This window comes from Saccharopolyspora kobensis (assembly GCF_900108315.1).
Taxonomy (GTDB): Bacteria; Actinomycetota; Actinomycetes; order Mycobacteriales; family Pseudonocardiaceae; genus Saccharopolyspora; species Saccharopolyspora kobensis.
Genome location: NZ_FNVB01000003.1, coordinates 313,777 through 327,516 on the forward strand (window position 1 = coordinate 313,777; position 13,740 = coordinate 327,516).

The 13,740-nt window shown below is 72.2% G+C and carries 12 protein-coding genes; 6 read left to right on the forward strand and 6 right to left on the reverse strand.

Annotation, left to right across the window (positions count from 1 at the left end):
• Window positions 1-14 precede the first annotated feature (14 nt).
• A complete protein-coding gene (locus C4T78_RS10005; RefSeq protein WP_093355461.1) occupies window positions 15-1,106 on the reverse strand; it encodes a hypothetical protein in 1,092 nt (363 codons plus the stop codon).
• Window positions 1,107-1,228: 122 nt separating this feature from the next.
• On the opposite strand from C4T78_RS10005, the gene C4T78_RS10010 reads away from it, so the two are divergent.
• The 4 genes from C4T78_RS10010 to C4T78_RS10025 all read left to right on the forward strand — a co-directional run bounded on the left by C4T78_RS10010 (window position 1,229) and on the right by C4T78_RS10025 (window position 4,735).
• A complete protein-coding gene (locus C4T78_RS10010) occupies window positions 1,229-2,230 on the forward strand; it encodes a methyltransferase (RefSeq protein ID WP_218161647.1) in 1,002 nt (333 codons plus the stop codon).
• A 184-nt stretch (window positions 2,231-2,414) separates the two neighbouring features.
• Window positions 2,415-3,116 (forward strand): DUF4097 family beta strand repeat-containing protein, encoded by a 702-nt coding sequence (locus C4T78_RS10015; RefSeq protein ID WP_093355465.1) that lies wholly within the window; start codon window positions 2,415-2,417, stop codon window positions 3,114-3,116.
• A gap of 180 nt (window positions 3,117-3,296) precedes the next feature.
• On the forward strand, window positions 3,297-4,262 hold the full coding sequence (locus tag C4T78_RS10020; protein WP_093355468.1) for an LLM class flavin-dependent oxidoreductase: 966 nt from the start codon (window positions 3,297-3,299) through the stop codon (window positions 4,260-4,262).
• Between the two features lie 38 nt (window positions 4,263-4,300).
• Window positions 4,301-4,735 carry a VOC family protein gene (locus C4T78_RS10025; protein WP_093355471.1) on the forward strand — a complete coding sequence of 145 codons (435 nt, stop codon included), beginning with the start codon at window positions 4,301-4,303 and terminating at the stop codon, window positions 4,733-4,735.
• 103 nt (window positions 4,736-4,838) lie between these two features.
• Here the strand turns inward: C4T78_RS10025 and C4T78_RS10030 are convergent, their stop codons facing one another.
• Together C4T78_RS10030 and C4T78_RS10035 are read right to left on the reverse strand one after the other, a co-directional pair.
• Window positions 4,839-5,990, reverse strand: a complete 1,152-nt coding sequence (locus C4T78_RS10030) for a lactonase family protein (RefSeq protein WP_093355474.1) — start codon at window positions 5,988-5,990, stop codon at window positions 4,839-4,841.
• A gap of 163 nt (window positions 5,991-6,153) precedes the next feature.
• Window positions 6,154-7,119 (reverse strand): alpha/beta fold hydrolase, encoded by a 966-nt coding sequence (locus C4T78_RS10035; RefSeq protein WP_093355476.1) that lies wholly within the window; start codon window positions 7,117-7,119, stop codon window positions 6,154-6,156.
• A gap of 89 nt (window positions 7,120-7,208) precedes the next feature.
• Here C4T78_RS10035 and C4T78_RS10040 point away from each other — a divergent pair, with 89 nt between their 5' ends.
• Window positions 7,209-7,799 (forward strand): TetR/AcrR family transcriptional regulator, encoded by a 591-nt coding sequence (locus tag C4T78_RS10040; RefSeq protein ID WP_093355479.1) that lies wholly within the window; start codon window positions 7,209-7,211, stop codon window positions 7,797-7,799.
• A 76-nt stretch (window positions 7,800-7,875) separates the two neighbouring features.
• Here C4T78_RS10040 and C4T78_RS10045 read toward each other — a convergent pair whose 3' ends face one another.
• Window positions 7,876-8,718 carry a methyltransferase domain-containing protein gene (locus C4T78_RS10045; protein WP_093355482.1) on the reverse strand — a complete coding sequence of 281 codons (843 nt, stop codon included), beginning with the start codon at window positions 8,716-8,718 and terminating at the stop codon, window positions 7,876-7,878.
• A 68-nt stretch (window positions 8,719-8,786) separates the two neighbouring features.
• Between C4T78_RS10045 and pdxR the strand changes: the two genes are divergently transcribed.
• Entirely contained in the window at window positions 8,787-10,265 is a 1,479-nt protein-coding gene (pdxR, locus tag C4T78_RS10050; RefSeq protein ID WP_093355485.1) for a MocR-like pyridoxine biosynthesis transcription factor PdxR, read from the forward strand.
• Here pdxR and uvrA read toward each other — a convergent pair whose 3' ends face one another.
• A complete protein-coding gene (uvrA, locus tag C4T78_RS10055; RefSeq protein ID WP_309599269.1) occupies window positions 10,266-12,689 on the reverse strand; it encodes an excinuclease ABC subunit UvrA in 2,424 nt (807 codons plus the stop codon).
• Window positions 12,690-12,964: 275 nt separating this feature from the next.
• Window positions 12,965-13,711, reverse strand: a complete 747-nt coding sequence (locus tag C4T78_RS10060; RefSeq protein WP_093355491.1) for a D-Ala-D-Ala carboxypeptidase family metallohydrolase — start codon at window positions 13,709-13,711, stop codon at window positions 12,965-12,967.
• Window positions 13,712-13,740: the final 29 nt, after the last annotated feature.

Below are 13,740 nucleotides of genomic sequence, written 5' to 3' on the forward strand. Positions count from 1 at the left end.
TCGGCGTCGACCGGTCAGCGGCTCTGCACGACGGCGAACGGCTGGGGCTCGTACGAGTCGCCCCCGCTGCCGGTGCCGACCAGGCGCCCGTCCGGGAGTTCGGCCCCGTTGCCGAGCGCGCCTTCCGGCGGCCCGTCGACCTGCTGCCACCCCGTCCCGTCGTAGCGCAGCAGCGCGTCCGGGGAGAGGTTCCACAGCGCTCCCCCGGCCTGCACGAGCTCGCCGAGCTCGCCGACCGGGGCCGGCAGTTCCTGCCGAGCCCACTCCGCGCCGTCCCAGTGCATGAGCACCGGTCGGCCGGCCTCCGGCGTGTCGTAGGGCGTCTGGGTGGCCGACAGCCAGACGTCGTCCGGCCGGAAGGCCGCGACGTCGTGCACCGTGAGGTAATCGGACTCCGCCGTGTCCAGCGGCGGCACCGGAACGTGGCTCCACCGAGCACCGTCCCAGTGCATCGACACGAGCTGCTGCGGCCGCCCGACGGTCGTGCCCGCCATCCAGAGGTCGTCCGCCGCCGCGCCGCCGATGCTGGTGAAGACCTGGTCGTCGGTCTCGGGCGGCAGCGCGACGCCCTGCCAGCCGCCGTCGACCCAGCGCGCGGCGAAGCTCCGCGACAGCGGGTCCTCGCCGTCGCGGTAGGCGCTGCCGATGGCCCACACGTCGGGCCCGACGGCTGCGACGTCGCGCGGCGAGATGCGCGGTGCGTCCGGCACCACCAGCGGCACCTCGGTCCACGCCCGCCCGTCCCAGTGCAGCGTCGCGCCTCGGCTGAACTTGCTGAACTGGCTGACGACCCAGACGTCGTCCGGACCGGTCACCGCGGAGGACGCGACCTGCCCGATGTTGGGCATCGGCACCTCCACCCAGCGCCCGTCGTCCTCCCGCCGGAAGCCCTGCGCGGTGGTGGAAACCGGCGAGCCCGGCGGGCTGTAGGTGCCGAACGCCCAGGTCGCCCCGCCCCCGCTGGACACGGTGCTCACGTAGGACGCCATGTCGGGCCGGCCCGGGAACTCCTCACCGGTCCAGCCGCCCTCCGCCATCGCGGTGCCGGCCACTGCGACGACCGCGACCACGGTGGCGACCACCGCAGCTGCGCTCCTTCTCGACATCACTGCCTCTCCGCCGACGATCCCCGTTGCCCCACAAGACGCGGACGGCACCGATCAGGTTGCCCCGCGCGATCGGCCGAAAACCGGCGGAAGTCCGGTGCCGGTTCCGCTAGCCTCGGCCGGTGGGCTCGTCGATCCTCGCCATGGCAGAACTGGCCACGCCGATGGCCATCCGGGTGGCCGCCACGCTCGGCCTGGTGGAACGCGCCGGCGGAGCGGGCGCCACCGCCGAGCAGCTCGCCGCCGGGACCGGGACCGCCGCACCGGCGCTGCGGCTGATGCTCGACCACCTGGTCTCCGCCGGAGTCTTCGAACTCGACGCGGGCCGCTACCGGCCGACCGAGCTCGGCCTGCAGATGCGCGAGGACGCCCCGGAGGGCATCAAGCCGCTGCTCGACATCAACTGCGCGGGCGGGCGCGCCGAGCTCGCCTTCGCCGATCTGCTCGGGACGATCACCACCGGCGCTCCCGCCTACGAGCACCGCTACGGCCGCGACTTCTGGGCCGACCTGGACGCCCACCCGCACCTGCGCCGCTCGTTCGACGCGCAGATGTCCTGGCGGTTCGCGACGCAGGCCGCGCAGATCGCCGCGCGCTTCGACTGGAGCCGCTTCGCCCGCGTCCTCGACGTCGGCGGCGGTGACGGGAACCTGCTCGCCGAGATCCTGCGCGCCCACCCCGCCGTCCGCGGCCAGGTGCTGGACCTGGCGCCGACGGCCGCCGCGGCTGCCGACCGGTTCGCGGCAGCCGGACTCGGCGACCGGGCCGACGCCGTTCCCGGCAGCTTCTTCGACCCGCTGCCCGCGGGCGCCGACGCCTACGTCCTGTCCGACGTCCTGCACGACTGGGACGACGACCAGGCCCGGGAGATCCTCGCCAGGTGCCGCCGGGCCGCGGCACCGGACGCGACCGTGGTGGTGATCGAACCGGTGCTCGGGCCGGGCACGAGCACGGCGATCAACCTGTTCATGCTGATGTGCTTCGGCGGCCGGGAGCGCACGGTCGACGAGCTGACCGCCCTGGCGGCCGAGACCGGCCTGGAACTGCGGAGCGCGACCGAGGTCTCCGAGGAGCGCACCGCCCTGGAGTTCCGCATCGCGCCGCAGTCCGCCGGAACTCGCTGACGCACCGGCTGCGTTCGGCCCCCGATCTCCACCGTTCCCCGCGGGCGGCGCCGTGTCAGCGGTCGTGTCAGCGCGATGGCCGTCCCGTGTCAGCGCAGCAGGCGATCGTGGTTTCAGTGACCGAGCAATAAATCACAGCCACCACGAGCGCCCCGCCAGCGGGTGCGACCGAACGGAGAGCACGATGCAGAACTTCGACACCCCCGCCCCGATCTCCGCCCAGCTGAACGTCCCCGCCGGGCGCGTCCGGTTCATCGCCGCCGACCGGGCCGACACCGTGGTCGAGGTCCGCCCCGCGAATGCCGAGAAGAGCCGCGACGTGAAGGCGGCGGAGCAGACCGCGGTCGAATACCGCGACGGCGTCCTGCGGATCGAGGCACCGGCGAAGCCCCAGATCCTCGGCCCGTCCGGGGCGATCGAGGTGACGGTCCAGCTGCCCGCCGGGTCGCGGGTCGAGGCGAAGGCCGCCGCCGCCGAGTTCCGCACCGCTGGACGGCTCGGCGACGTTTCCTTCGACGGCGCGCACGGCGCGGTCGCGCTCGACGAGGTCGCGAGCCTCCGCCTCACCGCTCACGCCGGTGACATCTCGATCGGCCGCCTGAGCGGCCCTGCCGAGATCAGCAACCAGCAGGGCGACATCCGCATCGCGGAGGCCGTGCGCGGCGCAGTCGTGCTGCGCACCGAGTCCGGCTCCATCTCCGTCGGTGCCGCCCACGGGGTCTCGGCGTGCCTGGACGCCGGCACCTCCCAGGGCCGGATCCGCAACGCGCTCATGAACGCCGAAGGCGCCGACGCCCAGCTCGACATCCGCGCGACCACCGCGCACGGCGACATCACCGCCCACAGCCTCCCGCGCCACGCCGAGCAGGCCCAGCCGGTGAACTGAGCGGCCGCGAGCACGCACTGCGCCCGGCCGGGTTCGGGCGCAACGAGCACGGCCGGGCAGGTGACCTGCCTGCCCGGCCGTGCTCGACTGCCGGGTGTCCGCGGTCGCGTCGCCCGGCTGTCGTCGGCAGGGCGGTCTGGGACGATTGCGGCGTTGCCGGATCGCCGGGAGGGGAACGCCGTGCGGTTGTCCGTTCTGGACACTTCGCCGATCGTGCAGGGATCGACGGCGCGGCAGGCCTTGCACAACACCGTCGACCTGGCCCGGTTCGCCGATTCGCTCGGCTACCACCGGTACTGGGTCCCCGAGCACCACGGCATGCGGGGCGTCGCCAGTTGTGCTCCCGCCGTGCTGGTGGCCCGGATCGCCGACGCCACCGACCGCATCCGGGTCGGCTCCGGCGGAGTCCTGCTGCCCAACCACGCACCGCTCATCGTCGCCGAGCAGTTCGGGACGCTGGAGGCGCTGCACCCGGGACGGATCGATCTCGGGCTCGGCCGCGCTCCGGGAGGTCCGCCGCGTGCCGCCGCCGCGGTCCGGGGCGCGCGGACTTCCGCGCCCTTCGCCGAGCTGCTGCACGAGCTGCTCGGCTACTTCGAACCGGCGGCGGAGGCCGTCACCGCGGTGCCCGCGGTCGGAAACCGGCCGCAGGTGTGGGTTCTCGGTTCGGGCACCGCCAGCGCCGAACTCGCGGGCGCGACCGGCCTGCCCTACGCCTTCGCCCACCACCTCAACCCCGGCGGGCTCGACGCCGTCCAGCTCTACCGGGACTCCTTCCGGCCCTCCCCGGTGGCGGCGGAACCGCAGGTGCTCGTCAGCGCATCGGTCATCGCGGCGGACACCGACGAGCACGCCGAATGGCTCGCCGGGTCGACGCGTTTGAAGGTGCTCAGCCGCACGCGGGGCAACCGGATCCTGCTGCCCAGCCCGCAGGACGCCGCGGCTCATCCCTACACCTGCGCCGACCGCGAGGAGATCGCGGCGCGGCGCCACGAGGTCGTGGTCGGCTCGCCCGCCACCGTGCGCGCGGAGCTCGAAACCGTGCTCACCACCACCGGCGCGGACGAGCTCATGGTGACCACGCCGGTGTACGACCACGCCGAGCGTCGCCGGTCCTACGAGCTGCTGAGCGCGCTGTTCGACTAGGCGGACCGACCGAACCGGACGGGCACTATGGTGGGCTGATGGCGTCGGTGAAGCAGGTCCAGATCACGTTCGACTGCGCGGAACCCGAGCGGGTCGCCCGGTTCTGGTGCGAGGTGCTGGGGTACGTGGCGCCTCCGCCGCCGGAGGGGTTCGCCACCTGGGACGAGTACAACCTCTCGCTCCCGCCCGAGGAACGGGATTCGTGGTTCGCCTGCTCGGATCCCACGGGCGCGGGCCCGCGGCTGTACTTCCAGCGGGTGCCCGAGGGCAAGGTCGTCAAGAACCGGGTGCACGTCGACGTGCGGGCGGGCATCGGGCTCGTGGGCGAGGAGCGCCTCGCCGTGCTCGAAGCCGAGTGCGCACGGCTGGTGGCGCTCGGCGCGACCCGCGTGCGGCTGCTGGCCGCCGATGAGGAGAACGAGTCGTGCATCGTGATGCAGGACGTCGAGGGCAACGAGTTCTGCCTGGACTGAAGTCCGCCGACTTCGCGCGAAATCGCCACGCCTGCCGAGGTGACCGCAGTCCCGCGCGCGCCTGGGCGGAGAGCCGGGGCGGTCGTGGTCGGCGCACCGGCCGCTAGCGGACTCCGCCGTGGAGGAGGCAGACCGGGCTCGGCGTCGGGAACGGTTCGCCCACCGGGGAGAGCGCGCCGCTCTCCGCGTCCACCCGGAACGCCGTGATCGTGTTCGAGTACTGGTTGCTCGCGTGCATCCACCGGCCGTCCGGCGTGATGGCGATGTGCCGGGGCCACCGACCACCGCAGGGCACGGTGTCCAGCAGGCGCAGCCGCTGCCCGCCCGCTTCCACGGCGAACCGGGCGATGCTGTCGTGCCCCCGGTTCGACACGTAGACGAACCGGCCGTCGGCCGAGATCAGGATCTCGGCGGGGAAGTTGACCGGCGCACCCGGCGGAACGGTGGAGATCACCTGGCCGGGCGTGATCGCCGCGCGGTCGGCGTCGTAGGCGCAGACCGTCACGGTGGAGTCGAGTTCGTCCGCCACGTAGAGGAACGGGGCGTCCGGGTGGAAGACGAGGTGCCGAGGCCCCGAGCCGGGCGCCAACCGCGTTGCACCGAGGGTTTCGAGCTTTCCGGTGCCGGTGTCCAGGCTGTGCACGTGGACGGTGTCGGTGCCGAGGTCGGGCACCAGCACGTAGCGCCCGTCCGGCGTGATGACGACCATGTGCGCGTGCGGGCCCTCCTGGCGGCCGGGCACCGGGCCGCTGCCCTCGTACTGCACCAGATCGGTCTGCGGGCCGAGCCGGCCGTCGGGCAGGATCGGGAAGACCGCGGTGCTGCCGCTGCCGTAGTTGGCCACGATCAGGTGCTCCCCGCCGGGATGGATCGCCAGGTGCGTGGGCATCACGGCGTGGGAGGGCTGGCTGCCCAGCACGGTCAGCCCGCCGTCCGGACCGACCGACAGCGCCGTCACCCTGCCCTCGTCGATGTCGTTGACCGCGTACACCCGGGTGCCGTCCGCGTTGCCGATCAGGAACGCCGGGCTGTCCACACCGGACACCGATCCGGTGCCGGTCAGCGTCCCGCTGGCGAGGTCCAGCTCGGCCAGCTCGATGGCCGGGCTGAAGTTCCCGCTGTAGACCGAGAGCGCGCGCGGAGCTGCAGCGGCGGCTTCCCGCGCCGGTAGGGCCGAGCCCGCGCCGACCGCGGCGATTCCGAGCCCTACCAGCCGGAGGAAGCCGGCCCGGCCGATCTCCCGGGCACCGTTCATCGTGATCACCGTTCCCGCGTCGCAGCAGCTGCCACCAACGATCACCTGCGCTGCGGTGGTGGGCAAGACGGCGCTCGGCGCGAACGCGTACGGCGATTCGGCGCACCGATCACCCCGTGGCGGGAAGCGATTGCTCCGCGTCGCGCAGCCGTGCGGACTGTGATCAGCCGCGCACCGCGGGTGGTCCGACCGCACTTTCGCGATCGATGAACGCGGTCAACGCGTCCACGACCGCGTCGGGCTGCTCGTCGGGGATGAAGTGTCCGGCACGTGGGATGACGACGCCTGTCGCGTTGTCCGCCCAGGGGCTGATGGAAGCGGCCATGTCGGGGATCGAGCCATGGGAGCTGGAGATGCCCAGGACCGGGACGGTCACGTGCTGTCGTCCCAGAGCGTCATGATTCTTGCGCGCCGATTCCGCAGCATCGCGGTAGTAGGCGAGGGACGCCCGGAGACCGCCTTCGACCGCGACAGCGGCAGCGTAGTGGTCGATCTCAGCGCTGCCGAACGTGTTCGGCGACAGTGCCTTGGCCTTCAAGAACCAGTCGACGTAGGCACGCTCGCGACCAGCGAGCAGCGCCTCGGGAAGATCGGGCACGAGGTGGAACGCGAAGTGCCAGGTCTTCCAGGCCTGGTCGGGATCCGTTGGGATGGCGTCCGGGAGGGTGATTCCGGGAATGCCTGCGTCGAGGAGAGCGACACCGTGCAGGCGATCTTCGTACTTCAGGGCCAGCGAGAAGGCGACCCAGGCCCCGACGTCGTGGGCGACGAGCCAGTACTTCGTCACGTTGAGCGCGGCCACCGCAGCCTGGACGCGCGAAGCGACGGTGTGCGTGTCGTAGCTGCCACGAGGGCGGTCGGAGTGGCCTTGTCCCGGCAGGTCGAGTGCGATCACGCGGAATCGCTCGGCAAGGCCCGGCATCGCTTTGCGCCAAGCCCACCAGGTCTGCGGGAATCCGGCGAGCAGGACGACGACCGGACCGGCCGGCCGCCCGCCTTCCACGGCATGAAGCCGGATGCCTTCCGCGTCGACCCAGCGGTGGGTGAATCCCGCGAGATCGTGCAGCGGCAACCCGGAGATCGAGTTCTGGTCGCAAGAGCGGTTCGCGGCGGTTGCAGCGTCGGTCATGTCTCAACCCTAGCGCATCTTGAACCGATCAGTTCAAGATATGATGAGCGCAGCACAACGGCTTGACTCCAGAACGAGGTGCGTGCTCGATGGCCGGAAAGAAGCAGTTCGACGTGGACACCGCGCTCGATGCGGCGATGGTCCAGTTCTGGCGAGCCGGGTACGCCGACACATCTCTCGACGACCTCTCCAGGGCGACCGGGTTGAACCGCAGTTCCATCTACTCCTCGCTCGGCGACAAGGATTCGCTCTACCTGCGCTGCCTGGACCGCTACGCCGCGCGCTACGGGGACAGGTACGACCGGGCCCTCTCAAGCGCATCCGAAGAGCCGCTGCGGGCGATGCGGGAGTTCTTCGAAGTCACGCTGGAGCGCATCGCCGACCCCGACCTGCCGGACGGATGCCTGATCGCCCAAACCGCGATGGCGATACCGGTGCTGAGCTCCAAGATCGCCGCGCGCGCGATCGAAGCTCTGGGCTTCCAGCGCGCGCGGCTGCGGGCCGCCTTGAACGCCGCGAAGCTGGCCGACGGCGACGCCGACGACCTGGCCGTCCACATCGCGGCGGTCAACCAGTCGCTGGCCGTGATGAGCAGGGCCGGGGCGAGTCAGGAACAGCTCCGCGCGGTAGTCGACATCAGCATGAACGCGCTCTCGCAGGCGTTGCACGCCCGGAGCTAGGTCCTGAGCTGCCGACCCGAGGCCTTGCCTACCGCCGACCAGATCCGCGGCGTCCTCGCCGCACACTGCCGACGAATCAACAACTCAGCGCACTGGAACCTCGGAACCCCGGCGGGTTCGCAGCCATCGCTTTGAAGAACGTGTAGTGGAAGGTCCCGCCCGGCTCGGTCGTCCGGTGCAGGTCGGCCATGCCCCGGCGCCAGTGGTCCGGGGTGGTGAGCCCGGCGGCCAGCGCGTCGTCCCCGATGGATTCGATCATGGCGATGAAGGTGTTGCGGGTGAAGTCCTCGACCAGCTCCGGCAGGCTCTGATCCGCGTAGACCGGTCGCGCCTGGACGGTGATGCCGCCGTATCCGGCATTTGCCAGCAGAGGCTGCAGCTTCCGGCCGATGAGTGCGTCGCCGCCGGCGGTGGACTGCAGTTGAACCTGGCAGTTGATCGCGGCGCGGGCGGCGGCGCTGTCGGGGTGGAACAGCGCCGACCCGTGGTCGCCCTCGATCGCGGTGATGGTGCCCCCGGGCCGCAGGAGGCGACGCAGTTCCACCAGTGCCCGCTGGGGATCGCGCAGGTGCTCCAGGACGAAGCAGACGAAGAGGTGGTCGAACGATGCCTCGGGAAAGGGCAGGTCGAACAGATCGGCGCGGCACCACTCCACCTGCGCATCGGGTGCGGTCGCAGCCACGCGGGCACGGGCTTGCGCCAGGGACGCGTCGTTGACGTCGACTGCGACGATTCGGGCGCCCGGACTGCTCGCCACCAGGTGCACGGTCTGCGCACCGATCCCGCAGCCGACCTCCAGCACCTTGCTACCGGCGGGGTACGAGGTGCCCTCGTGCAGCAGCGCTGCCAACGCGTTGGCCTGGTCGCCCAGCCGGCGGGCCTCCAACTCCGAGTAGCCGTGCACGTAGTCGATCGTCATCGCTCTTCCTTCGCCTTCCTCGCGGGACCGCTCCCGCCCGCACCCCACCTTCGCGCCACAATGGTCCGGTGCCCAGGTCCAATGACAGCTCGTTCGACAGGTCCAAAACGCCGGGCGCCGACTTCCTGCAGCTGCACGCCGAGGACGCACCGGCGGGCGGGCTGTCCGACTGGCTGGCCCACCGGCTCCGGCTCGCCATCGCCGACGGCCGGTTGCCGGTGGGCAGCAGGCTGCCCGCCACCCGGACGCTGGCCGCGGAACTGCGCGTCTCCCGCGGCGTCGTCACCGAGGCGTACCGGCGGCTGGGCGAAGACGGTCACGTCGACGGTCGCGGGCGCAACGGGACTGTCGTCGTCGCCGCTCCCGCGACGGCCTCCCGGCCACCGGCTCGCGGCGAAACCCCTTCGGCGACCGAGTTGTTCACCACCGCACCCGGTGCCGACGTCTTCGATTCCCTGCGGGCGGTACCGGCCCGGATCGACCTCTCCCCCGGCACGCCCGACCTGGCGGCCTTCCCCCGAGCGGCCTGGTTGCGCGCGGAACGCGCCGCGCTCGCCGAACTGGCGGCGTCCGGCTTCGGCTACGGAGATCCACGCGGCACACCGGCCCTGCGCGCGGCGGTGGCCACCTGGGTGGCTCGCGCCCGCGGAATCTCGGTGGATCCTGACGAGGTTCTCATCGTCTCCGGCACCGCCCAAGCGCTCACCCTGACCGCGCAGGTGCTCCACGACTCGGGAGTCCGCGAAGTGGCGGTCGAGGAACCCGGATCGCTCGGAGCTCGCCAGCACCTGCGCAGCCGGGGAGTGGGAACCCCGCCGATCACGGTCGACGGTGACGGTGTGCGCATCGATGACCTGCACGCCTCAGACGCTCCCGCGGTGCTGCTCACGCCCGCGCACCAGTTCCCCACCGGCGTGGTGCTGAGCGGCGAGAGGCGCCGCGAACTCATGCGGTGGGCCACCGGCGGCGGTCTGATCGTCGAAGACGACTACGACGCCGAGCACCGCTACGACCGGCCGCCGGTTCCCGCTCTCCGCTCGATGCTCTCCGAAGAGGTCATCTACGCGGGCAGCGTCTCCAAGCTCCTCGCTCCGGCGCTGCGGATCGGCTGGGTTCTCGCGCCCCGGCGCTACCGGGACGATCTCGTGGCCGCGAAGCGGTACGCGGATCTGGGCAACGCGGCGCTGCCGCAGTCGGCCCTGGCGCGGCTGATGGAATCGGGCGAGCTGGAACGCCATCTGCGCCACCTCCGCCCGCGCCACCGGCGCCGCCGGGACACCATGATCGGGGCGGTCGCAGCGCACCTTCCGGGCGCGGTCGTGCACGGCGCCGCCGCCGGGCTGCACCTGCTGATCACGTTCAACGCGGGTTTCTCCGACACCGACCTCGCCGGTGCCGCGCTCGAGGAGGGCGTCAAGGTCCAGCCGCTGTCGTGGCACCGCCAGCGCGCGCAGGAACCAGGGCTCGTCGTCGGCTACGCCGCCAGGACGGCGACCGAGATCAACGACGGGATCGCTGCCATCGGCCGGGCCGTGCGCCGCCTGTAGTCAGCCGAGCGCTTCGCGGAGGTACGGGGCGGTGCGGCCGGTTTCGGCGCGCGCCACCTCCGCAGGCGTTCCGGCGGCGACCACCGCGCCGCCCTCGTCGCCGCCACCGGGGCCGAGGTCGATCACGTGGTCGGCAGCCGCGGCGACGGACATGTCGTGCTCGATCACCACCACCGTGTTGCCCGCGTCGACCAGGGCGTGCAGCAGGCGCATCAGCACCTCCACGTCGGCCGGGTGCAGGCCGGTGGTGGGTTCGTCGAGGACGAAGAGGGTGCGGCCGCGGCGGGTTCGCTGCAGCTCCGATGCCAGCTTGATCCGCTGGGCCTCGCCGCCGGAGAGCTCGGTCGCCGGCTGGCCGAGGGTGAGGTAGGACAGCCCGACGTCGCGGAGGGTGTCCAGGCTGCGCGCCACGGCGGGCACGTCGGCGAAGAACTCGCGGGCCTCCTCGACGGTCATCGCGAGCACGTCGGCGATCGACCTGCCCCGGTAGTGGATCTCGAGGGTTTCCGGGTTGTACCGGGAGCCGCGGCAGACCGGGCAGGGCGCGTAGCTGTTGGGCAGGAACAGCAGTTTGGCGGCCACCGCGCCCTCGCCCTGGCAGGTCTCGCACCGCCCGCCGTCGACGTTGAACGAGAACCGGCCCGCCGAGTACTTCCGCGCGCGGGCCTCGTCGGTGGCGGCGAACAGCTTGCGGACGCCGTCGAACAGGCCGGTGTAGGTCGCCAGGTTCGACCGCGGGGTGCGCCCGATCGGCCGCTGGTCGACCTCCACCAGCCGCTTGACCGCCTCCAGCCCGGTGATCTCGCGAACGTGGCGCGCCGCCAGGTCTTCCGGCTCGTCCTCCTCGTCCGGGCGCCCGGCACCGAGGTGGTCCCGGACGGCCGCGGCCAGGACTCCGGTGACCAGCGTCGTCTTGCCCGATCCGGAAACGCCGGTGACAGCGGTGAAAACGCCGAGCGGGAAGTCCACATCGGTCTCGACCAGGTTGTGCAGGCTCACGCCGCGCAGCTCGATGCGCCCGGTCGGGGTGCGGTGGTGGGCGACCGGGGCCGGCGGGTCCAGCAGGTGCGCGCGGGTGACCGATTCCGCGGCGTCGGCCAGCCCGGCCAGCGGCCCGCTGTGCAGCACCCGCCCGCCGTGTTCGCCGGCGCCGGGGCCGACGTCGATCAGCCAGTCGGCGTGGCGGATCACCTCCGGCTCGTGCTCGACGACGACCAGCGAGTTCCCGGCCTCCCGGATCCGGTCGAGCACGCGCAGCAGCGCCCGGGTGTCGTCGGGGTGCAGCCCGGCCGACGGTTCGTCGAGCACGTAGACCACGCCGAAGAGCGTGGAGCGCAGCGTCGCCGCCAGGCGCAGCCGCTGCAGCTCACCGGCCGAGAGCGTCGGAGTGGTGCGGTCCATCGCGAGGTAGCCGAGGCCGAGTTCGGTCAGCGCCTCGATGCGGGCCAGCAGATCGGCGACGATCACGCGGGCGACCTCGTCGTCCTGCCCGGGGCGCAGCTCGGCCGCCAGCGCGCTGAGCGGCAGGGCGGCGAGCTCGGCGATGTTGGCGCCGGCGAAGGTCACCGCGAGCGCCTCCGGGCGCAGCTTCGAACCACCGCAGGTCGGGCACGGCAGCACCTCGGCGTGCTGCAGCGCGCGGTTGCGCAGCGCCGCGCTCTGGGTGGTCGCCAGCGTGTGCAGGACGTAGCGGCGCGCGCTCTGGTAGGTGCCCTGGTACGGGCGCTGGATGCGGCCCGCCTCGCGCTGGGGGTGCACGGTGACCACGGGCTGCTCGTCGGTGAACAGGATCCACTCGCGATCGGCCTGCGGCAGCTCGCGCCACGGCCGGTCCACGTCGTAGCCGAGCGTGGCCAGGATGTCGCGGTAGTTCTTGCCCTGCCAGGCGCCCGGCCAGGCGGCGATCGCCTTCTCCCGGATGGACAGGCCGGGATCGGGCACCAGCGAGTTCTCGCTGACCTCGTGGATCCGCCCGAGGCCGTGGCAGGCCGGGCAGGCGCCCGCCGGGGTGTTCGGCGAGAAGGAGTCCGAGTCGAGCCGCTCGGCGCCCTCCGGGTAGGTGCCTGCGCGGGAGAGCAGCAGCCGCAGCGAGTTCGACAGCGCGGTCACGGTGCCCACCGTGGAACGGGTCTGCGCCACGCCGCGGGTCTGCTGGAACGCCACGGCGGGCGGCAACCCCGTGATCTCGCGGGCATCCGGTGCGCCCGCCTGGTCGATCAGCCGCCGCGCGTAGGGCGCGACCGATTCGAGGTACCGGGCCTGGGCCTCGGCGTAGACGGTGCCGAACGCCAACGACGACTTGCCCGAGCCCGAGACACCGGTGACGGCGACCAGCGCGTCGCGCGGGAAGTCGACGTCGACGTCGCGCAGGTTGTGCACCCGCACCCCGCGCAACCGCACCATTGAGCTCTCGTGGTCAGGCACTACCGGGTCCTCACAAGTCGAACGGCATCGCGGCGCGACACACGCTACTGGAGCCGGACCCGATCTCCGCGGCAAGGGAACCCGCGACCAGACCGCGCACGGAGTGCTCGACCAGGCGCGTTCGGTGGTGCGCCGGGGGCTGGCCCTGCCGTTCGAGCTGTCGACAAGAGACGCTCGGCGGCGAAAGCGGCTGGCCCCCGGCGCGAACCACCGCGCTGGCGCGAGTGCGCGCACCCGGCCGAACCGCCCGTGCGCGTTCCGCGCCGATCTGCTGGTCACATACCGCAGTCGGGCGCGGACCAGGTGCTGCCACCGCCCGCGACGTGCACGTGGTCGTCGTGTCCGGGGTAGCCCGGGCCGAGGATCTCGCTGAAGCCGTGGGCGCGCGCCTGCAGGGCGAGCGCGCAGAAGCCCTGCGAGCCCGCGCCGAGGTCCGCGGCGTCGCCGTAGAGGTGCCGGCTGTTGGGCGCCCCGCCAACCGAGTCGTTGCAGGACTTGCTGCGGAAACCGCCGTTGACCACGATCGGCGCGTCGCCCATCGCGTGCCGCATGGCCTGCAGCTTCCACATGACCACCAGCGCATTGGCCTTCGCCTCGGCGGCCGAGACATTGCCCCCGGACCAGTCGGAGTTGCACCTGTTGAGCTCGGAGTAGTCGAAGTCGGCCGGCGAGCAGTCGTCGTCCTGCAGCTCGTAGATCTTGTTGAAGGTCTCCGCGCCCGCGATCCCGTCGGCGCTGAGCCCGTACGCCTGCTGGAACCGGGCGACGGCGTCCTTCGTGGCGGGCCCGTACTGGCCGTCGATCGCGAGCTTCCCGCCGCTTCCGGGGTAGCCGGCCACCCTGATCTGCAGGTTCCGCACGTCATCGCCGGAGGCCCCCGAGCTGAGCGTGCGGTTCCACGTGTAGCAGCCGTCGGCCGCCGAGACGGCCGGATCGGGGTTCGCGACCGCCACGGGCGCGACGAACGAAGCAACGGCACCGGCGACCAAAGCGGCGGTAACGCCGGCTAATCGGGTTTTCACAGCGGAACACCTCTCACTGCACGAGATCG

What these genes read in the sequence shown, in the direction of transcription:
- C4T78_RS10005 (WP_093355461.1), bottom strand. Translation starts at nt 1,106, where the DNA reads ATGTCGAGAAGGAGCGCAGCTGCGGTGGTCGCCACCGTGGTCGCGGTC.
- C4T78_RS10015 (WP_093355465.1), top strand. Translation starts at nt 2,415, where the DNA reads ATGCAGAACTTCGACACCCCCGCCCCGATCTCCGCCCAGCTGAACGTC.
- C4T78_RS10025 (WP_093355471.1), top strand. Translation starts at nt 4,301, where the DNA reads ATGGCGTCGGTGAAGCAGGTCCAGATCACGTTCGACTGCGCGGAACCC.
- C4T78_RS10030 (WP_093355474.1), bottom strand. Translation starts at nt 5,990, where the DNA reads ATGAACGGTGCCCGGGAGATCGGCCGGGCCGGCTTCCTCCGGCTGGTA.
- C4T78_RS10035 (WP_093355476.1), bottom strand. Translation starts at nt 7,119, where the DNA reads ATGACCGACGCTGCAACCGCCGCGAACCGCTCTTGCGACCAGAACTCG.
- C4T78_RS10040 (WP_093355479.1), top strand. Translation starts at nt 7,209, where the DNA reads ATGGCCGGAAAGAAGCAGTTCGACGTGGACACCGCGCTCGATGCGGCG.
- C4T78_RS10045 (WP_093355482.1), bottom strand. Translation starts at nt 8,718, where the DNA reads ATGACGATCGACTACGTGCACGGCTACTCGGAGTTGGAGGCCCGCCGG.